Origin of the sequence: Mesorhizobium sp. M7A.F.Ce.TU.012.03.2.1 (assembly GCF_004006095.1) — a bacterium.
Classification (GTDB): Bacteria; Pseudomonadota; Alphaproteobacteria; order Rhizobiales; family Rhizobiaceae; genus Mesorhizobium.
This window is the reverse complement of record NZ_CP034779.1, coordinates 4,175,090-4,195,968: the sequence shown is the minus strand read 5'-3', so window position 1 is coordinate 4,195,968 and position 20,879 is coordinate 4,175,090. Positions and strand designations below refer to the sequence as shown.

The window sequence follows — 20,879 nt, the reverse complement described above, 5'->3', positions numbered from 1 at the left end:
CCTGCAATTGTACGGTTTTAACCCTACGTCCGATCTCGTTGACTCCTTCCGACTGGGAGGCATTTTTGTTTCTCATGGCCGGATGCACGCTTCAATTACTGATAGACCGCGGCACTAAGATCACGATGCATTGTGCCCATTGCAGTTACACCCAAGCGCTCGATCTTGAGTTGTTGCGCAACAGGTACGGACCGGAAGCCTCGGCAATGCCAGCTGACCTATTGCCGAAGATGAGATGCCGGGTGTGCGGCAGGCCGCACTGTGGGTCTCAGCTACGCTCCCGATCTCGCAGCATTGCCGACATGGGCCGCAGCCTTGCTGATGCAAGGCCCGGTGATGGCCACTAGTCGCGGCTGTAGCCGCAGGCATCTCTGCGGGAGTCAGGCACGTATCCGTTCGAAATTGGCGTCGAAAAGCGGCACCGCCTGCATGCGTGCCGTATGGCGCTTGCCCAGCAGTTCGATTTCGAAGCCGTCGCTCTCATCTGCGATCTCCTTCGGCACATAGCCGACGGCGACGGACTTCTTCGAATGATGTGCATAGCCGCCCGACGTCACCCAGCCGCGCACGGCGCCATCGAACCAGATCGGCTCGTCGCCAATGACATCGGCATCGTCGGCATCGACGATAAAGGCGCGCAGGCGCAATTTGCCGCCCTGCCTGCGCTCGGCCAGCGCCGCGGCCTTGCCGATGAAATCGGCGTCCTTGCCGTAAGCAACGAAGCGGTCGAGCCCCGCTTCCAGCGGCCCGTAGATCGGCCGGTACTCGCGCCCCCATGAGCCGTAATTCTTGTCCAGCCGCAGCGCATTGAGCGCGCGCGAGCCGAACAGGCCGATGCCGAATTCCTCGCCCGCCGCCATCAGCGCTTGATAAGCGGCGCGCTGATATTCCGGCGCCACCCAGATCTCGTAGCCGAGATCGCCGGTATAGCTCACACGGCCGACCAGGCACGGCGCCATGCCGATATCCATCCGGCCAATGGCCATGAAGGAAAATGCCGCATTGGAGACATCCGAGCGCGTGGCCTTTGCCAGCACATCCCTCGCCTTCGGGCCGGCGATCGACAGGCCGGTGAGCTTCGCGCCCAGCGCCTCGATGCGGACCGATCCGTCGTCAGGCAGATGCTTCTCGAACCAGCGCATATGGTATTGCTCGGCGATGCCGGAGCCGGCGAGGAACCAGCCGTCCTCCCCGAGATTGGCCAGCGTGAAGTCGCCGATCAGCCTGCCGTCTTGCTTCAGCATCGGCGCCAGCGTCATGCGGCCGGGTTTCGGCAGTTTGCAGGCAAGCATCCGGTCGAGCCAGGCCGACGCTCCCTCGCCCGTCGCCTTGTATTTGGCGAAGCTCGAAATCTCGGACAGGCCGACGCTGTCGCGTACCGTCGCGACCTCCTTGGCGACCTGCGTAAAGTCGCTCGAGCGGCGCCACGAGAATTCGTCCTTGACGCCTTCCGGTGCGTACCACAGCGGCACTTCCAACCCATAGGCAACGCCCCATTGCGCACCCCCAGCAGACAGCAGATCATAGATCGGCGTCGTCTTCAGCGGCCGCCCGGCTGGCAGCTCCTCATTGGGGAAGCGGATCGAAAAGCGCCTGGAATAATTCTCGCGCACCTTGGCGTTGGTATAGGCCATCGTCGCCCAGTCGCCGTAGCGCGCGACATCCATCGCCCAGATGTCGGCGCCGGGATCGCCCTCGATCATCCAGTTCGACAAAGCGAGGCCGACGCCGCCGCCTTGCGAAAACCCGGCCATGACACCGCAGGCGACCCAGAAGCCCGGCAGGCCACGCACCGGCCCGACCAGCGGGTTGCCGTCCGGCGCAAAGGTGAAAGGCCCGTTGATGATCTGCTTGATGCCGGTGTTCTGGAAGGCGGGGAAATGGCGGAAGCCGACCTCCAGCGACGGCGCGATGCGGTCGATGTCCGGCTCCAGCAATTCATGGCCGAAATTCCATGGCGTCTGGTATTCGGACCACGGCTTGTTGGCCTTCTCATAGGTGCCCATCAGCATGCCGCCGCGCTCCTGGCGCAGGTAAAGCTCGCCGTCGAAATCGACCGCATGGATGATCTCGGTGCCGGTCTTGGCGTTCCAGGCGGCGACCTCAGGCATGTCCTCGGTGATCAGGTACATGTGCTCCATGGCAAGCACCGGCAGTTCCAGACCAACCATGCGGCCGACCTCGCGCGCCCACAGGCCGCCGGCATTGACGACATGCTCGGCCACCACCTCGCCCTTGTTGGTGATGACGCGCCACAACCCGTCAGGACGCCGCACGATGTCCTCGACCTTGGTGAAGCGCTCCACTTCCGCCCCAAGTTTCCGCGCGGCCTTGGCATAGGCATGGGTAACGCCTGAGGGATCGAGATGGCCGTCCTCCTTGTTCCTGACGGCGCCGACGAACTGCTTGGGATCGAGCAGCGGCATCAGCTGGGCCGCTTCGTTGGGCGAGATCTCCTCGAGCTCGATGCCGAGATAACGGCCCTTGGCGACGACGCCGCGCAGCCAGTCCAGCCGCGCCTCGGTTGCCGCCAAAAGCACGCCACCGGTCAGATGCACGCCGGTCGCCTGGCCGGAAAGCTCCTCGATCTCCTTGTAGAGGTTGATCGTGTATTTCTGCAGCTTGGCGACGTTGGGGTCGCCGTTGATGGTGTGCATGCCGCCGGCCGCGTGCCAGGTCGAGCCGGACGTCAATTCGTCGCGCTCCAGCAGGACAACATCGGTCCAGCCGTGGCGGGCGAGATGGAACAGCACGGAGCACCCGACGACGCCACCGCCAATGACCACGACCTTTGCATGCGATTTCATGAGTTTTGCTCTGTTATCAGTGAGTTGGATGGGTGAGTGGATTCAAGCTGGGAACGATCACGGCTCGCCCTGCCCGATCGCTTCCTTGCGCCTGGCCATGTAAGCCTCCAGCGCCTCGCGCACGGCGATATCCATCACCGGCTCGACATAGTCTTCCAGCGCCTTCTTCCACAGCCGCGTCGCGCGCGCCGTCGCGTCGAGCCCACCGGCTTCCTGCCAGGCCTCGTAATTCTGCCAGTTGGACAGCATCGGCTGGTAGAAGGCGGTGGCGTAGCGCTCCAGCGTGTGCGGTTCGCCGAAGAAATGGCCGCCGGTCGGCACCGCGCCCAGAGCCTCGACGGCAAGCTCCGCCTCATTGACCTCGATCGGGCGCAAGAACTCCATCATGTGCTGGATCATCTCGACGTCGATGATCAGCTTCTCGAACGACGCCGTCAGCCCGCCCTCCTGCCAGCCAGCGGCGTGGTAGACGAGGTTGCCGTGGCCAAGCACCGCGCCCCACAGCGCCATCAGCGTCTCATAGGCGCCCTGTGCATCGGCGGCGTTGGAAGCCGAGCCCGGCGTCGTGCGGTAGGGCAGCCCGTAGCGCCGCGCCAGTTGCCCCGATGCAATGTTGGCCTTGGTGTTCTCAGGCGTGCCGAAGGCCGGCGCGCCGGACTTCATGTCGACATTGGAGGTGAAGGCGCCGTACATCACCGGCGCGCCCGGACGGACAAGCTGCGTCAGCACGACGCCGAACAGCGCCTCGGCATTCTGCTGCGCCAGCGCGCCGGCCAGCGTAACCGGGCTCATCGCCCCCATCAGCGTGAACGGCGTCACCGCCACCGACTGGCCGAACTCGGCCATGGTCATCAGTCCTTCGGCCATCATCTCGTCGAAGCGGCGCGGCGAGTTGACCGAGATGATCGTGGTGATGCCGGGATCGTCGCGCAACTGGTCGAGGGTCAGCCCCCGCGAAATCGCCATCATCTCGATGCCGTCAAGCGCCCTGCCCCGGCCGATCGCCGAGACGTGGAAACTCTTGTCGGTCAGCGTCAGGTTGGTGAAGTAGGTGTCGAGATGGCGGGAATTGGCCGGCAGTTCGACCGGTGCGCAGACCTGGTTGCCCAGCATGTGGATGCAGTTGAAATGCTGCGCCAGCCGGGTCAGATCCGCATAGTCGCGCAAATTGCCGGCGCGGCGGCCGCGCTCCATATCGTGCACATTCGGCGGCCCGGCAACGAGCGTGAAATTGATGGTGTTGCCGCCCAGATGAACCGCGTTGGCCGGATTGCGCGGCGTCAACACATAGCTGGACTGCGTGGTCTTCAACACGTCTTCGATCAGGCCGCGATCGATGCGGACATTCGCTGAGGCATGATCGACCCTGGCGCCGGCCGTCTCGAACAGCGACAGCGCCCGCGGGCTCATCACCTCGATGCCGAAATTCTCCAATATGTGCATCGACGCCTGATGGATCTGCTCGATCTGGTCGGGCGACAGCATGGCCATTGGCGGATAGGGATTTGTCACCCGCCTGAGCGGCAGTTGCGGGATGGCCGACGGGCCCCTGTTGCTGGTGCGCTCGGCGCCGCGTTTGCGTCTTGGTTCGTTCATGCCCGGCATCAAAGCCCCGGCAAACCGGGCAAGCTGTCAGAAATACGCCGTTTGCGGGCGTGATTTTAGCCACGGCGGCATTTCTGCAATATCTATTTAGAGAAAGCGACGAAACACGTCGGATTACTGACACAAATTCCCTCAAGCGACTGCCTGGGCGAAGCGTTAACGGACGCTGCAAGATTCCCTTTATGATTTCGGCCTATTGCTGCGCCAATGCGTAGTTCGAGTTTTAGTAAAATTGGTGCGGTTTGCGTGCTGCTGGCGCTTTCGGCCTGCGCCACGCCGCCCAGCCACATCAACAATGTCTGTGCCGTCTTCGACCAGAATGACGGCTGGTTCGACAACTGGCAGTCGGCCGCCGAGCGCGCCCAGCAGAAATACGGCATCCCCGTTCCCGTGCTGATGGCGACGGTGCGCAAGGAATCCGGTTTCAAGAGCAATGCAAGGCCGCCGCGCACCAAACTGCTCGGTTTCATTCCGTGGAAGCATGTCTCGTCGGCCACCGGCTTTTCGCAGGCGCTGGACGGCACCTGGTCGCAATATCAGCGCGAGACCGGCAACTGGGCGGCCCGGCGGTCGAAATTCGCCGACGCCGTCGACTTTGTCGGCTGGTATCATTCCAAAACGGCAGACACGTATGGCGTCGCCCGCAACGACACCTACAACCTCTATCTCGCCTATTATCTCGGCTGGACCGCCTATGGCCGCGGCAACCGGGGCGATGCCGGCGTCCAGGGCTATGCCCGGGCCACCGACAAGATGGCGCGGGACTACGCGCAGCAACTGAGCGAGTGCGGCAACTGAACTAATTCCGGGCATGAGCATTTCAACCACCCGCTGATGGACGGCATGCCTTGCCGACTAGCGGTAAACGCTCATCGCTTCGTCATCCACGGGCGGAGCAAGGAGCGCAGCGACGCAGCGCAGACCCCTGGAGCTGCTCCGCAGCCCAAGGGATCCATGCCGCGACTTCAAATCGCCGCCGCGGGCAGAAATTGTGCTCCGCTGCGCCCTCGGCTGAGGTCGCGGCATGGATCCCGGGGTCTCCGCGACGGAGCTTCGCTCCTGCTACGCCCTAGGATGACGAAGTTTGGGGAGGCTCCAGCCAATCCCGAATGCCAGCGATGGTCCACCGAGGGAAGACATCTTGCTGCCGACAGATCCCCAACCCTGCCAAATCCTCTGTTCCAGCGCGGCTAGTCGCGAAGCGCATTGACCGTTTCGAGATCGACCATCGGCCCGCCGGGCCGCGACGAAAGCAAGGGAATGCCGTTGCGCTCCCCGCCCGCCTGCGGCGGACGCAGCGAACGGCGAACCAGATCGGAAATGACTTCGCCCACACCTGCGATCCTGCTGCCGCGCCATAGCTTTGGCGGCAAGAAGGACATCGTCATCGATTGCAAGTGTCGTTCTCACAATTCGCCCTCCCTCCAAGCATCAAACATCACGCATCACATGGCGCAGCATATGAAATTGCGTGATGCCGGTCAGTTCGATTTCCTGGGCTTGCCCGGCTTTGGAGAACGGCCGGTTTCCGAAACCTCGTCGCGGACCTCGTGACGGCGGGCTTTCGAAACGGCTTCGGCCTCCTCGGCAGCCTGCCCCACCGCATCGGCTGCCGCGCTGCCCGTCTTGCCGCGCGGACGCTTCGGTGGCGTGCCGGCAAAACCGGGGCCGTCGCCATGCGGCGCGTCTTCCGGCAAACCCTCATGCGCGGCGTGTTCCTTGTCGAACTTGATCACCGGCTCCATCTTGGCCAGCACGTCGTCGGAGAGCCAGCACAGGCTCATATGGCCGCCGCCGAGATGCTTGACCGGTGGCACCTTGGTCTCGCAAAGATTGTCAGGCACCAGCTTCTTGTAGCCGCAGCGGGTCTGGAACGGGCAGCCGGACGGTGGGTTCATCGCCGAGGGAATGTCGCCCTCCAGCACGATGTGCCGCTTGACCACGCTGGTGTCAGCGATCGGGATCGCCGACAGCAGTGCCTCGGTATAGGGATGGTAGGGCGGCGCGAAGATCTGGTCGGTCGTGCCTTGCTCGACAATATAGCCGAGATACATGACCACGACGCGGTCGGCGATGTAGCGCACGACCGACAGATCATGGCTGATGAACAGCATTGTCGTCTTGTTCTTGCGCTGGATGTCCATCAGCAGTTCGGTCACCGCCGCCTGCACCGAAACGTCGAGCGCCGACACCGGCTCGTCGGCCACCACCACCTTGGCGTCACCGGCAAAGGCGCGCGCCACGCCGATGCGCTGCTTTTGGCCGCCCGATAGCTGGCGCGGCTTGCGGGTTTCGAATGCCCGCGGCAGCTTCACCAGGTCGAGCAGTTCCAGCATGCGCTTGCGGCGATCGGCAACCGTCTTGCCGACGTTGAACTTCTCCAGCGTGCGGATGATCTGCGAACCGACCGAATGGCTGGGATTGAGCGTGTCGAACGGATTCTGGAACACCATCTGGATCGACGACACCGTGTCGACGCTCCGTTTCTCGATGCCGGTCGACTGGATTTCCGTGTTGCCCAGCGTCACCGTGCCGGCACTTGCCGTCTCCAGCCCGAGCAGCACCTTGGCCAGCGTCGACTTTCCGCAGCCGGATTCGCCCACGATGGCAACCGTCTCGGATTCGCGCGCCATGAACGAGATCGTCTCGTTGGCCTTGACGACGCGGCCCTCGCTCGAGCCGAACACCTCGTTGCCGCCGACCCTGTAGTATTTTCTGAGGTCCTCGATCTTGAGCACCGGCGCACCGGGCACGACGCGCTCATTGACCTTCTTGGCGCCGGGCGGCAGCGCCTCCCAGTCGATCTCATTGAAGCGCACGCAGCGCGAGAAATGGCCTTCGTGACCAGCGACCTCGATCATCGGGATTTCGGCGGCGTTGCAGACGCCCTCGACGAAATGGTGGCAGCGCGGGCCGAAATTGCAGCCCTTGGGCCGCTCGTGCGGCAGCGGCAGTTGGCCGGGAATCGAGATCAGCGGCCGTGAGTTCTTGTCGGCGCCCGGCAGCGGGATCGAGCGGAACAGCCCTTGCGTATAGGGATGGCGCATCCGGTCGAACACATCCTTGATCTTGCCCGTCTCGACCGCTTCACCCGAATACATCACCGTGATGCGGTCGCAAGTTTCGAGGATCAGGCCGAGATTGTGCGACACGAAAATCATCGAGGTGCCGAACTTCTCGCCCAGCCCCTTGACCAGATCGACGATGCCGGCCTCCACCGTCACGTCGAGCGCCGTCGTCGGTTCGTCGAGCAAAAGCAGCGCCGGCTTCGACAGCAGCGCCATGGCGATGACGATACGCTGCTGCTGGCCGCCCGAAAGCTGGTGCGGATAGGAGCGCATCATGCGCTCGGGATCGGGCAGCTTGACCGAGCGCACCATTTCGATCGCGCGCTTATAGGCCTCTTCCTTCGACACCTTGTCGTGGATCAGCGGCACTTCCATCAACTGCTGCCCGACTTTCATCGCCGGATTCAGGCTGGCCATCGGCTCCTGGTAGATCATCGCGATCTTGTTGCCGCGAATGGAGCGCAACTCCTCGTCGGAGAGCTCGCCCATGTCCTTGCCCTGGAACTTGATCTTGCCGCCGACGATCTTCCCGATGTTGGAGAGGTCGCGCATGATGCCGAGCGACACGGTCGACTTGCCGCAGCCGGATTCGCCGACGATGCCCATCGCCTCGCCCGGCATGACGGTGCAGGAAAAATCCATGACCGCCGGAATCTCGCCCTTGCGGGTGAAGAAGGAGATCGACAGGTTCTCGATCTCGATGATCGGCGCGTTGGCCGGCCCATTGGTTGGCGTGGCGGGATTTCGAACTGCCTCGTTCATGGGTCGCTCCAATCCTGGTTCTTCTAGGCCTGTTTCTCTCAGGCGCATCGGGTCGAAACCCGAGATCAGTCTTTCATCGATTGTTCGCGCAGCGAGTCGGCGAGCAGGTTCAAGCCCAGCACGAACGACATCAGTGCGATCGTCGGCGGTAACGCCGGGTGGATGAAGGAGCGCAGCAGGCGGCTGGCGTCCTTGATCGCGGTGCCCCAGTCCGGACTTTCCGGCGCCAGGCCAAGGCCGAAATAACCGAGCGTGCCGAGCAGGATCGTGGTGTAGCCGATGCGCAGGCAGGCGTCGACGATCAGTGGCCCGCGCGCATTGGGCAGGATCTCCCACAGCATGATGTACCAGGGCGATTCACCGCGCGTCTGCGCCGCCGCCACATAATCGCGCGTCTTGATGTCCATCACCAGGCCACGCACGATGCGGAACACGCCGGGGCTGGAGGCGAACACCACGGCCACGAAGATATTGAGCTGGTTGGGGTCGATATGCACGATCTTCAGCGGATCGGCGTCGAAGACCAGGCCGGCATAGATCCAGCCGCCGAGGATCAGGGTGATGCCGAGCAGGATGTAGAGCCGGTCGGGCCGGTTCTTGTAGCGGGTCCAGAACAGCACGCTGAAGAAGATGATCGGGAACAGGAAGAAGACGCCGGCCATGCCATAGGGGATCGGCGTGTCCATGATGCCCGGCGTCACCAAAAGGTAGAACAGCAGGATGACCGGGAAGGCCAGCACGAGGTTGGCCAGGAACGACAGTACGGTGTCGATCTTGCCGCCATAATAGCCGGCCGGCAGGCCGAGCGTGATGCCGACCATCAGCGCGAAGCCGGTTGCCGCAGGCGCGATGATCAACACGATCTGGCTGCCATAGACCATGCGCGAAAACACGTCGCGCGCCAGCTTGTCGCCGCCGAACAGATAAGTCAGCCCCGATTTCGGTTCGACGGCGCCCGGCAGCACATCCTTCATGATGGGAATCTGGGCCAGCGGGTCGAAGGGAGAAATGGTCGCGGCGAAGATCGCCGTGAACAGCCAGAACAGGCAGATGCCGACGCCGACGATGCCGACGCCGCTGTCGAACAGCTGGCCGTAGAGCGCCAGCTTCTTCTTGTAGGCGAAGCTCGCGCCCATGACGATGACGAGCGCGATCCAGACCGGCCAGAAGCGCGACAGCACTTCGAGAACGATGGTGAAGCCACTGATGTATTGAACCGGCATCCGCTTCGCTCCCTACTGAACTCTGATACGCGGATTGAGAAATGCGTAGCCGACATCGGAAATGAGCTGCGTGATCAGGACGATGAACACCGAGACCAGCGAGCAGCCGAGCAAAAGGTCGATGTCGTTGTTGCCGGCCGCCTCGACCAGCGTGTAGCCGAAGCCCTGGTAACGGAACATCACCTCGACGATGACGACGCCGGTGAGCAGCCATGGGAACTGCAGCATGATGACGGTGAACGGTGCGATCAGCGCGTTGCGCAAGGCATGTTTGACCACGACGCTGCCGAAGGAAAGACCCTTCAGCCTGGCAGTGCGGATATATTGCTGCGTCATCACTTCGACCATCGATGCGCGGGTCATCCTCGCAATATAGCCGATGCCGTAGATCGCCAGCGTCATCACCGGCAAAGTGAAATTGTAGAAGGTGATGCCCTGGCTGGCCGAAGCCGCCGAGCCGTTCAGCCAGCCTAGCCATGAGGCGAAGATGACGGTGAAGATAACGCCCGACACATATTCAGGCGTCGCCGTCGAGGCGATCGACGCCACGGAGAGCACCCGGTCGGTTCGCGACCCCTCGCGCATGCCGGCCAGAATGCCGATCAGCAGCGAGATCGGCACCATCACCACCAGCACCCAGAACATCAGGATGCCGGTAGCGCCGAGTGCCGGAAACAGCTTTGAGGCGACGGTCGCCTTGAACTTGGTCGAGCAGCCGAAATCGCCCTGGAAAACGCCGGCGAAGGTCGGCACGAGCGGATCGTTGCAGAAGGAGAAACGCTGCGCCGGCTTGCCGGTCGCCGGGTCTGTAACAGGTTGCTTGGGCACCACACCCAGCCACTGCCCATAGCGGACGAAGAAGTTCTGCCGGTAGCCATGGTTGACCAGCCAGCTCTCGAGCTGCTCGGCCGACGTATGCATTTCGGTCTGGCTGATCGCCAGCTTCTTCAGATTGGGTTCGAGGTTGATCAGGAAGAAGACGACCATGGTCAGGCACAGCATCGTCAATGCCATGGTGCCAAGACGCCTGATAACGAAGGAAAGCATGGCGGCCCCCTGCCGATGGGTTGGGGTTTGAGCCGGCTATGAAAGCCAACCCTGCCGTAACCGGCGGGGCTGGCTGTCAAACAGGCCTTCGGATGCGATCAACCCTGTTTTTGTTGCATGGCCTTGCCCGCGAGTCCGCAACTTTTTTGAGAAAGTGCGGACCAGCAGGGACGGACGATGCGAAGAGCGAGGAAGGGAGCGATCCCCTTCCCCCATGTCGATGCGATCAAGCCTGCTCGAGCCAGACCTTGCCGTAGTCGCGTTCGAAGGTCGGGTGCATCTTGTAGTTCTGCACCGCCTTGACCGAGTGGCTGTAGAGCTTGCGCCAGTACGGCTGGATCATGATGCCGGAATCCTGCAGGATCTGCTCGATGTCCTTCATCATTTCCTTGCGCTTGGCGGCGTCGGCAACGGCGAGCGCCGCATTGAGCTTGGCGTCCCAGTCCGGATTCGACCAGCCGGCCTCGTTCCAGGCCTCGCCGGTGCGATAGGCGATGGCCAGAACCTGGACGCCGAGCGGGCGCATGTTCCAGTTGGTCATCGACAGCGGATACTTCGTCCAGTCGTTCCAGAACGTCGAACCCGGCAGAACGGTGCGCTTCACCTTGATGCCGGCGTCGCGCAGCTGGGCGGCGATCGCATCGCCGGTATTCTTGTGCCAGTCTTCATCGACGGTGATCAGCTCGTGTTCGAAGTCGGCCTGGCCGGCTTCCGCCATCAGCGCCTTTGCCTTGGCCGGATCACGGGCAACCTTGGGCAGCTCGTAATATTCCGGATGGATCGAGCAGACATGGTGGTTTTCGGCGACCGAACCGGCATTGCCGTAGCCGAGCTGCAAGACGACATTGTTGTCGACCGCAAGCTGCAGCGCGTTGCGCACCTTCTGGTCGCCATAGGGCTTGTTGTTGACGTTGGTGCGGCAGACGATGGTCGACGCGGTGACGATTTCCGACTTCACCAGGTCCATGCCGTCGAGGATCGACACGTAGTCGGCCGAAGTCTCGAAATTGGTGTGCACTTCGCCGGCTTCGAAAGCGCTGACCATGGCCGCCGGATCGGTGCCGTAGTCGATGAATTCCAGGCCGTCGAGGAACACTTCGCCGTCCCACCACTTGTCGTCGGTGCGGCGCTTGTAGACCACCTTCTGACCGACATCGTAGGAGACGAGTTCGAACGGACCGGTGCCGATCGGGCAGGCCTTGAAGTCGCCGCCCTTCTCATCGAAGGTCTTGTGGACGATGAGGCCGGGATAGTCGCACATGTTCGGAATCAGCGCGATGTCCGGCTTGGTGAGCTTCAGCACGACCGTGTGGTCGTCCGGCATGGTCACGGCGCTTTCGTCGAGCTTGTCGTCCTTGACCAGCGAGCCAAGACGGCCTGGCATGGAATTGCCTTCGGCTTTCTTGTCGGCCCAACGCTTCAGGTTGAAGACGACGTCGGCGGAGGTGAAGGCATCGCCATTCGACCAGGTGACGCCCTTGCGCACATGCAGCGTGTACTGCGTGGCATCGTCGTTGACGTCCCAGCTTTCCAGCAGATAAGGTCGGAACGTGTATTCGGACGTGTACTTGACCAACGGCTCGAGCGCCTGGCGCTCGGCATTGGCGATTTCCGACCAGTCGGCCTTGCGCGGGTCCTTGGGATCCTTAATCCACTGGGCGATCTTCAGCGTGCCGCCCTTCTTGCCCTTTACCTCTTCGGCCTTCGCCGGCGTCGGATCGGCGAGGCCGAGCAAGCCGTAAGCCATTGCCGTCGATGCACCGAAGACGCTGGCCATGGCCAGGAATTCGCGGCGATCCACCTTGCCTGCCTTGGCTTCTTCGGCCATGGCCAGGATGTGATCCGGAACGCGATCGCCATTACTCTTATAAATTGTCATGACTTAACTCCCATTGTTGGCTTTCCGCCTTTTAACATTCCGCATCCAGGCCATGATGTCAAAGACGGCGTGGATTGAGAACATGTTAGGGAATGTGCAACTTTGAAAGGGGAGCGGTTCGCGTGATAACGACAGTCTTGGCGCAAATTTGCTACTGTCCGACGGATTCTTCTGGAATCTCGGTAGTCGATTAAACTGAGACATTTACTCCAGCCCGGACAGCGCCAGAATCGATCCATCATGAGGCCAAAAGTCCTGCCGAACTATCAGTATTCCTTCTCGTAGAAGATGCCGCCCTTGGCTTCGCCGGCATCGTTGGCCTCGCCGCGCAGCTTGACGCCGCGTCCGACATTGAGGTCGATCGTAGCCTTGCCCGAGCCCGGCTTGTCGCCTTTCTGGATCGTGACATAGGTGCGGTCGTTGAGGTATTTGCCCGCCGAAACCGCCGTGCCGCCCTGGTCGTCGGTGGTGACGTCGAGGTCGTCGACACCAATGGCGCTGCGCAGGTTTTCCAGCAGCGACGTCGAGCCGCCGACGCCGGCCAGTTGCCCGGCGGCCTCGGCCAACTGGGCGATCTGCAGCGGCGACAGGTTCGACATCGAGCGCCCGAAGATCAATTGCGCCAGCACCTCGTCCTCGGGCAGCGCCGGCACCGAGGAGAAGGTGAACTTCGGATTGGTCGCCTCGCCCGACACCACGATGGTGACGGTGGCGCCGGTCGTCGTCGTAGTCGCCGTCAAATTGAGATAGGGCACCAGCGAGCCGGAAAATCCGACCGTGCCTTCGGTGAAGGTCAGCCGCTTGCCGAGAATCGACAGCCGTCCGCGCTGCAGGGTGAAGGTGCCGACCGCTTGCGGCGACGAGGCCGGGCCGGTCAGCTTCAGCGAGCCGCCAAGTTCGGCATCGACGCCCCTGCCCTGGATGAAGATCTGGTTCGGCGCGTTGACCGTGACATCGAGCGCAAGGCCGCTACCGCCGCCCTTGCCGCTGGTCGTCGGCGGCCGCAGCGCCTTGTCCTGCGCCTTTACCGCACCTGGCGCGTTCTTGTGCTTGACGTCGAGCGCCGCCAGCGAGCCCGGCAATTTGTCCGGAACAGTGATCACCGTCTTGGCGAGATTGACGGTGCCGGCAATGACCGGTGCGGAGGTCAGCGGTCCCTTGATCGTAAGGTCGCCGCCGAGATTGGCGGTCACCACCCTTCCGTCCGTATAGCGGCCGTCGACCAGCTTGATCGACAAATCGGCCGGAAAACCCTGCGCCGGGTTGATGCCGACCGTGCCGCTGGCCGACAGGCTGCCGCGCGTCGACAGCGTTCCGGTCAACCGGTTGATCCTGGCGACGCCGCCGGCAATCGAGACATCGGCGGCGAGATCGTTGACGGCGAGGCCGGAGCGCGCATCGACAAGGCGCGCACCCGAGGTGCTGACGCTGCCGCCGATGACGGGCGATGTCGCGGGACCGCGCACCTGCACGTTGACATTGGCGGTTCCGGACAGCGACAGGCCCTGCGCGGCAAGCTTCTGGCTGAGCAGGCCGAACGGCACGACGCCATTGAAGTCGAGCACCAGTGCCGGCGTGCCGGCCGTCGTCACGGTGCCGCCGCCCTTGACGCCAAGGCCGGCTCCATCGCTGACATTGGCATTGAAGGTCAGTTTGTTGGCGCCGAAGGTGCCCGACGAGGAGACACTGACCGCACCGACACCGGCACCGCGGGTCTGCGAGGTCTGCACGCCCGCCGCGTCGAGATTGAAGGCAATGGCGGGATTTGCCGGCGCGCCCGTCACCTTGACCGTGCCTGAGATCGAGCCGGCGGCATCGAGCCCCGGCGAAAAACTGTTGGCGAGCGACATCGGCACCCGCGCCAGCGTCGCATTGATGTCGAGCGCCGTGCCGACCTTGCCGGTCACCGTCGCCGTGCCACCGCCAAGGTTGAGCACCAGCCGGTCCAGCGTCGTCGTGCCATTGGCGATGCTGACGGTCGAGGCCTGGGCAATGGCCGCCTTGATGCCCTGGACGGTCGCCTGGCCGGAGGCAAGCTCGATAGTTGTCGTGCCGTTGGCCACTTTCACCCGGCCGGCGGCCCGCGCCGGAATGCCCTTGACGGTTGCGCCGCCGGCGAAGCCGGTCCAGTCGCCGTCGCGCTTTAAGTCGACATCGATGCCGCTGATCACGGTGCCGCCCGAAATGACGGTGTCGGCGCGGATCTTTCCGGAGATCACGGGCGCCGCCAGATAGTTGGCGACCAGCGCATCGATCGAGACGGCTTTCGCCTGCAGGTCGCCGCGCGTGATCGACGCTGTCGCCGCCTTGATGGCGACCTGCGGTGCGGTGCCGTTCTTCGAAAAGGCGATCGTGCCGCGCACGTCGCCTTCGGCCTTTTCCAGGGCAAGTGCCGCCAGCGGGCCGATATCGGGCAGGTCGAGCGCGATGGTGCCGACCGGCACGAACTTCTCGTCCAGCGCCAGATCGCCGGAAATCCTGTTCTTGCCGAGCGACAGCAGCAGGCCGTTGATGGCGCTCTTGCCGTCCGCCGTCGCCAGCACCGCACTGCCTTGCAGCGCCTGGCCGGCGACATTGCCGGTCAGTTGCACATTCGCCGCCGGATTGGCGGCGTCGGCCTTGCCGGTGGCGGTCAGCTTCAACCCGGTGATCTCTCGCGCCGCCACGAGAAGGCGGTCGCTGTCGACCGTCAGTGACAGATCCGGCGCAGTGGCCGGCCCCTGTGCGTTCAACGCAAAGGCGATGGCGCCCTTGGCATCCTTCGACAGCAGCGAGATGTCGCTCAGCGCGCCCTTGATGTCGGCGGCCACCTTGTTGTCGGCAAGGCTGGCTTGCCCGTCGGCGGTCAGCGCACCCGAGGTCAACTTCAATCCGCCTATGTTGATGCTGCCGTTGGGGTCGCGCTTCAGCGTGGCGCTGATCTCAGCGCGTTCGCCAAGCATGCCGCGCGCCGCCGCCGGCAAGGCCGACGATGGGGCATCCGCCTTCAGGTTGAGGTCTATGGCACCGTCTCGCAGCGATACCTGGCCGGCGACCTGGCTGTTCAGCGCATCGCTCTTGAGCGAGCCGCTGTCGATGGCAAACAGGTCGGCCGTCAGGAGGCCGCTGACGGCTGCCGTGACCTTGCCGGCGATCAGCGGCGCGATCACCGGATTGTTGAGACCGACCTTGTCCACCGACACCGTGCCGGAAACCGGCCCTGCACGGTTCTTGAGATCGAACGCATCCGAATGCAACGCCATGGCAAGCCCCTCCACCCTCGCCGGGCTGGTGACGATCGAGGGCAGGATCGCCGAGACATCCAGGCGGGCCCGCGTGCTCTCGCCCGCCACCTTTGCCGACAAGGACTGGATCTCGATCTTGACCGGGCTCTCGGCGCTGCCGACAGTCAGGGGCAGGCTGGGGCCGGATGAGATGAGATCGAGCACAAAATCGCTGGCGCCGTTCGGGTTGAGGGTGCCGGTTGCCTTGCCGGAAACCTTGTCGCCGGTCAGCGTCACCTGATCGAGCACCACGCCGCCGGCAATCGTGTAGCTGCCGGCCGCATCGACGGCGAGCGGTCCGAGCCCGGCCTGCCGGGTCTGGCTGGTTTCGATACCGGCCAGTTGCGCATTGAAGCGGACATCGGGAGCGGCCGGCGGTCCGGTCACACCAGCCGTGCCGCTGAGCGTGCCCACAGCATCGAGGCCGGGCGAAAATCCATTGGCGAGCGCCGCGGGCAGTGCCGAAAATTGCGCCGCGAGATCGAGCGTCTGGCCAGCTGTCCCGGACAAGGTCACCGAGCCGCCGCCGACGTCGAGCGCCAGCCTTTCGATGCTGGTCGTGCCGTTGGCGATGCTTAGTGTCGACGCCTGGGCGATTGCCGCCTTGATGCCGCGAACCGTCGCCTCGCCCGAGGCAATCTCGATGCTCGTCGTGCCGTCGGCGATCTTCACCCGGCCGGCAGCGGTCGCCGGAATGCCCGCTATGGTGGCGCCGCCGGTAAAATTGGTCCAGTCGCCATCACGCTTCAGGTCGACGCCGATGCCGCCGATTTCCGTGGTCCCGGAGGTGACGCTGTCGGCCTTGATCGTACCCGCGATCGCCGGCGCCTTGAGATAATTGGCGATCAGCGCATTGACGGTGATGGCCTTGGCCGTCACCTCGCCACGCGCGATCGATGTGCTCTTCGCATCGATCGCAACGGAGGGCGCGTCGCGATCCCCCGCGAAGCGGATGGTTCCGTCGATGTCTCCCGTTATCGCCTGGCCGGCAAGTGCGGCCAGCTGGTCAATGGCAGGTGCATCGAGCGTCAGCGTGCCGAGCGGCATGAATTTGTCGTCGAGCGCGAGATCACCCGAGACCTTGTTGTCGCCGAGCGAGACCAGAAAACCATTGATCGAACGCTTGCCTTCGCTCGTCACCAGCGCTGCTTTGATGTCGAGCGGCTGGTCGTCGACGGAGCCGGTCAGCGAGACATTGGCGGCGGGACTGGTGATATCGGCCTTGCCGCTAGCCGTCAGCTTGATGCTCTTCACCGTGCGGCCCGATGCCGTCAGGCTGTCGCTATCGGCGGTAACCGTGAAATCCGGCGCCGTCATGGCGCCGCTTGCCGACAGCGCGAAATCGACGCCACCCGCAACCGGCACGCCGACTGTCGGCGACAGCACGGAAACGTCGCCCAGTTTGCCCTTGATGTCGGCCTGGATGTCGGTGCCTTGCATGCTGGCCGTGCCGGCGGCGCTGAGCGTGCCGGAGGTGAATTCGATCGAATTCGCGGCGAAGGATCCCTGCGGATCGCGGGCCGCGCTGGCCGAGAATTTCACCCTAGCGCCGAGCACCGAGGCGATCTGCGGCGGAAAGGCCGTCGCCACGGCATCCGCGTTCATCTTCAGCTGCATCGACAGGTCGGCAAGCGCCACCGTCGCGGTCAGCGAGGCGTTGAGCGCGTCGGAACGCAGCGTGCCCTGGTCGACGGCAATGGCGTCCTTGCTGACCGACCCGGCCAGATCGACATCGATCTTGCCGGTGATCAGCGGCGCCAGCGTCGCCACGTCGGTGTTGAGGCCGCCCGCCTCCAGCTTGACGGTGACCGGCCCGGCGCGGTTCTGGATGTCAAAACCGTCGGAATGGATCTGGGCCGCCAGATCGTCCAGCCGCGTGCCGCCGGCGACGATGGAGACGAAGGAGGCGCCGATGTCGATGATCGGCGCCTTGCCGTCGCCGAAGGCCCGGGCGGTGGCATTGCTGATCGCCAGCGTGATCGGCTGCGCCTTGCTGCCGACGCTGATCACCACGGGCGGCCCCTTGGCGGCGAGTTCGACCGAGAGGTCGCTGGCGCCGGCAGGATCGACAATGCCGGTCGCGGTGCCGTGCACCGCATCGCTGTCGATGTTCGCGCGGTCGACACTGACGCCACCGGCCGATGTGGCGGTGCCGGCAACGTCGAAACTGGTCTTGCCGGCAAACAGCGGCTTGAGATTCTCAGGCAGGAAGCGAGCGAAATCGCCGTCGCCCTTGGCCTCGATATGATTGCCCTTGTCGGTCAGTTGGTGGCGACCCGTCAGCTGGGTGACGATCTTGCCGTCGACTGAGAACGTGCCGATGCCGTTCCAATTGGCGAGCGGCCCCGTGCCCGAGACATTTATGTCGACCGGTGGCGTATCGGGCAGCTTGAGCAGATTGGCGATGATGCCGCCTGCCGGCTCCGAGGCCCTCAGGTCGAGATCGAGCCTGTTGTCCGCCGGCGCAAAGTGGATCTTGGCGTCTACATCCCCTTGCTTGCCGTCATGGCGGGTGATGTTGAGCACCGTCTCGACCGCCAGTGGCGCGGCATCGGCCTTGACCGATCCCTTGGCCGCAAGCTCGGCGATGCCGCTGCCGGCCAGTTGCTGGCCAAGCGCGATCTCGGGCAGATCGATCTGCTTGATGTCAATGGAAACCGGCAGCGTCGTCGTGCCCCCGCTCGGCGCTGGCTGCGTGCTGGCCACCGGCAATCGCGCCAGTTCAATACGCTCGGCAGCGATACGGTCGGCGTTGAAGTTTTTCGACAGCAGCGCCAGCGGCGACCAGTCCACGGCGACCTTGCGCGCCACCAGCCAGGCGCCCTCGCGGTCCTCCAGCACGACATGGTCGACGCTGAGCGCTCCGGACCAGATGCCGTCTATGCCGCTGACCGTGATCTTGCGGTCGTCGTTCGAAGCCAGCCGCGAAATGATGCCGGCGAGATTGTCGCGGCCGCGCTCGGTCTTGGTCAGCACCACGAGCGCGCCGATCGCTCCCGCAACCACGATCAGCAGCGTGTAGAGAACAATGCGGAGGACGCGCCAGACTGTTTTCATCGCTCAGAATGCCTGCCCGATGCCGGCATAGATGCCGAAACGCGGGTCGCCCGGATCGCGGTTGAGCGGCACGGCGGCATCGATGCGCAGTGGCCCGAACGGCGTGACATAGCGCAGGCCGACGCCGGCGCCGACCTTGACATCGGAGAAATCGGGAACCGATTTGGTCGATACGGTGCCGGCGTCGACGAACGGCACGATGCCGATCGTATCGGTGATGGCGATGCGCATCTCGACCGAGGTTTCGAAGAAGGACAGGCCGCCGATCGGCTGGCCGGTGAAGTCCTTGGGTCCGATGCCCTGATAGGCATAGCCGCGCACCGAGCCACCGCCCCCGGAATAAAAGCGCCGGTCGGCTGGCACATGTTCGAGGCTGGTGCCGACGATCGAACCGAGGGCGACACGTTCGGCCAGCACGAACTTCGAAGCCGAGTCCAGCGACTGATAGGCCGACCCTTCGCCCCTCAGCTTCAGGAACGCCGCACCGCTCAAAATGTCGTAGCTGGGCTCGGCATAGGCCAGCACCCGGAAGCCGCTTGTCGGGTTCAGCCGGTTGTCCCGGTTGTCATAGACATATTGCAGCGGAATGCTGGCGATCAGGTATTTGTGCTTGCCGAAAGCGTCGTGGATGCGGGAATAGTCGAGCGCCACCTCGGCGGAAACCGTCTGCTTCTTGGTCAGCTCGTAGGACAGCCCGGTGCTGCCCTTGACCGAGAAATGGTCATAGGCGTCAGGATGTTCGAGTACCGTCTTGACGCCGGCGAAGAACTTCGATGCCGGCCCGATCACGCCCGGCTTTTCGAACATGATGCCGGCATTGTAGTTGAGCTCGCCGAGATCGTTGCTGCCGATGCCGCTGATCTTGCCGTCGATGCGCAGCTTCTCGGCCCGGCCGAACAAATTTCGGTGGCCCCAATAACCTTCCAGGCCCAGCCCCTCGGTGTTGGAGAAGGTGCCGCCGACGCCGAAATAGCGTGGCTTGCGCTCGCTGACCTGGACGCCGATCGGAATGTTGCCGTCGGCATCGAGCGTGTCGGCTTCCTTGAACGTCACGCTGTTGAAGACCTCGAGCGCCAGCAGCCGGTCGCGCGCGTCATCGATCTCTTGCGGCGAGTACTGCCGGCCGCGCTTGAGGGCGGTCATGTATTCGGTGAAGTCGCGGTCGACCTTTTCGGTGCCTTCCACCGTTGTGTCGCCATAGCCGGCGACCGGCCCAGCGGCGACCGTCAGCGTCACGTCCAGCGTCGAAGTAGCGTGGTCGGCGACGATCTGCCGGTCCGTCACCTCTGCCAGCGGCCTGCCTTGCTCCTTCAGCGTCCGCACGATCAGCGCCTCGGCCTTGAGCACAGCGCCGGATCCCGCATCGCCGCCTGATATCAAGCCGTAATCGGCGCTCATCAGCCCCGCTGCGTCGCCCTCAAGGTGGATATTGCCCAAGGTGAATTTCGGCCCGCTGGCAATGTCGATGACCACGGGAACCGGCTGCGGCCCGTTGAATTCGGCATCCGGCGGCAAATCGTCGAGCGGCTTGCCGTCGATGGTGACGGTGACGACGCCTTCGTAACGGGCATCGGCATAGAGCGCGGCGACAAGCTGTTCGCGGTCGCTGCGCGCCTTGGCCATCAGTCCGAGCGAACCGGAAACCGGACGCTCCTCGTCACTCTTCAGCGCAGAGGCATTTTCGAGCTTCTTGACCAGATCCTTGTCGGCGTCGGGGGCGGAAATGGTCACGGCGTAACGCAGGGGATCGACGATATCGGCATCCTCGTCGCTGGACGACCCCCACAGCTTGATGCCGAAAAGCTCGAAAGCGACCGACGGGCGCGATTCGGCGACGAGCACGGTCGAGCACATCATGGCCAACAGCAGGGCGCGCGGAAGCGCACGCCCTGGCGCGCGACCTCCTGACATCTGCTCTTCATGCGCCGGCATTAAGACAACCTAGTTTACAAAACTAAAATTGGAATGAAGTTCTGAAGCGCTCGTAAAGGGGCCACAATCCAATTGTCTGAAATAGGGCGGGCTTGGAATTCACACCTTTTGCGTCGCCGCAAGAAAGCGTGATCCCCTGTCCTATGGAGGTACTACCGGTGATCGGCCGGAAAGGAAACCGTTGGCAGGCGGAACCCTGCCGCGTCCTTGTGTTGACAAGCCTGACTGAAGCTTGA

At 63.6% G+C, this 20,879-nt stretch carries 9 protein-coding genes and 1 pseudogene; 1 reads left to right on the top strand and 9 read right to left on the bottom strand.

All coding sequences use genetic code 11. The features are described from left to right. Nucleotides 1-380: 380 nt before the first annotated feature. Nucleotides 381-2,807: an FAD-dependent oxidoreductase gene (locus tag EJ079_RS20480; protein WP_127809954.1), complete on the bottom strand. Its 2,427-nt coding sequence runs from the start codon at nt 2,805-2,807 to the stop codon at nt 381-383. A gap of 57 nt (nt 2,808-2,864) precedes the next feature. Then, on the bottom strand, nt 2,865-4,403 hold the full coding sequence (locus tag EJ079_RS20475; protein WP_164873828.1) for a trimethylamine methyltransferase family protein: 1,539 nt from the start codon (nt 4,401-4,403) through the stop codon (nt 2,865-2,867). A gap of 216 nt (nt 4,404-4,619) precedes the next feature. Here EJ079_RS20475 and EJ079_RS20470 point away from each other — a divergent pair, with 216 nt between their 5' ends. Beyond that, on the top strand, nt 4,620-5,210 hold the full coding sequence (locus EJ079_RS20470) for a transglycosylase SLT domain-containing protein (protein WP_127809952.1): 591 nt from the start codon (nt 4,620-4,622) through the stop codon (nt 5,208-5,210). 392 nt (nt 5,211-5,602) lie between these two features. Here EJ079_RS20470 and EJ079_RS20465 read toward each other — a convergent pair. The 7 genes and pseudogenes from EJ079_RS20465 to EJ079_RS20435 form a co-directional block, all read right to left on the bottom strand. Beyond that, nucleotides 5,603-5,822 (bottom strand): annotated as a pseudogene (locus EJ079_RS20465) (CopG family transcriptional regulator). A 71-nt stretch (nt 5,823-5,893) separates the two neighbouring features. Then, nucleotides 5,894-8,242, bottom strand: a complete 2,349-nt coding sequence (locus tag EJ079_RS20460) for an ABC transporter ATP-binding protein (protein ID WP_127809951.1) — start codon at nt 8,240-8,242, stop codon at nt 5,894-5,896. A gap of 65 nt (nt 8,243-8,307) precedes the next feature. Then, the gene (locus EJ079_RS20455; RefSeq protein ID WP_027035013.1) at nt 8,308-9,465 is read right to left on the bottom strand and encodes an ABC transporter permease; all 1,158 of its coding nucleotides are present in this window, start codon (nt 9,463-9,465) and stop codon (nt 8,308-8,310) included. A 12-nt stretch (nt 9,466-9,477) separates the two neighbouring features. Next, the gene (locus EJ079_RS20450) at nt 9,478-10,512 is read right to left on the bottom strand and encodes an ABC transporter permease (protein WP_027035014.1); all 1,035 of its coding nucleotides are present in this window, start codon (nt 10,510-10,512) and stop codon (nt 9,478-9,480) included. A 226-nt stretch (nt 10,513-10,738) separates the two neighbouring features. Next, complete coding sequence (locus tag EJ079_RS20445) at nt 10,739-12,391, bottom strand: ABC transporter substrate-binding protein (RefSeq protein ID WP_127331805.1); 1,653 nt, start codon at nt 12,389-12,391, stop codon at nt 10,739-10,741. A 266-nt stretch (nt 12,392-12,657) separates the two neighbouring features. Then, nucleotides 12,658-18,711: a translocation/assembly module TamB domain-containing protein gene (locus tag EJ079_RS20440; protein WP_127809950.1), complete on the bottom strand. Its 6,054-nt coding sequence runs from the start codon at nt 18,709-18,711 to the stop codon at nt 12,658-12,660. Between the two features lie 3 nt (nt 18,712-18,714). After that, nucleotides 18,715-20,643, bottom strand: a complete 1,929-nt coding sequence (locus tag EJ079_RS20435) for an autotransporter assembly complex family protein (RefSeq protein ID WP_127809949.1) — start codon at nt 20,641-20,643, stop codon at nt 18,715-18,717. Between the last annotated feature and the right edge of the window lie 236 nt (nt 20,644-20,879).

What these genes read in the sequence shown, in the direction of transcription:
- EJ079_RS20480 (WP_127809954.1), bottom strand. Translation starts at nt 2,807, where the DNA reads ATGAAATCGCATGCAAAGGTCGTGGTCATTGGCGGTGGCGTCGTCGGG.
- EJ079_RS20475 (WP_164873828.1), bottom strand. Translation starts at nt 4,403, where the DNA reads ATGAACGAACCAAGACGCAAACGCGGCGCCGAGCGCACCAGCAACAGG.
- EJ079_RS20470 (WP_127809952.1), top strand. Translation starts at nt 4,620, where the DNA reads ATGCGTAGTTCGAGTTTTAGTAAAATTGGTGCGGTTTGCGTGCTGCTG.
- EJ079_RS20460 (WP_127809951.1), bottom strand. Translation starts at nt 8,242, where the DNA reads ATGAACGAGGCAGTTCGAAATCCCGCCACGCCAACCAATGGGCCGGCC.
- EJ079_RS20455 (WP_027035013.1), bottom strand. Translation starts at nt 9,465, where the DNA reads ATGCCGGTTCAATACATCAGTGGCTTCACCATCGTTCTCGAAGTGCTG.
- EJ079_RS20450 (WP_027035014.1), bottom strand. Translation starts at nt 10,512, where the DNA reads ATGCTTTCCTTCGTTATCAGGCGTCTTGGCACCATGGCATTGACGATG.
- EJ079_RS20445 (WP_127331805.1), bottom strand. Translation starts at nt 12,391, where the DNA reads ATGACAATTTATAAGAGTAATGGCGATCGCGTTCCGGATCACATCCTG.
- EJ079_RS20440 (WP_127809950.1), bottom strand. Translation starts at nt 18,711, where the DNA reads ATGAAAACAGTCTGGCGCGTCCTCCGCATTGTTCTCTACACGCTGCTG.
- EJ079_RS20435 (WP_127809949.1), bottom strand. Translation starts at nt 20,643, where the DNA reads ATGCCGGCGCATGAAGAGCAGATGTCAGGAGGTCGCGCGCCAGGGCGT.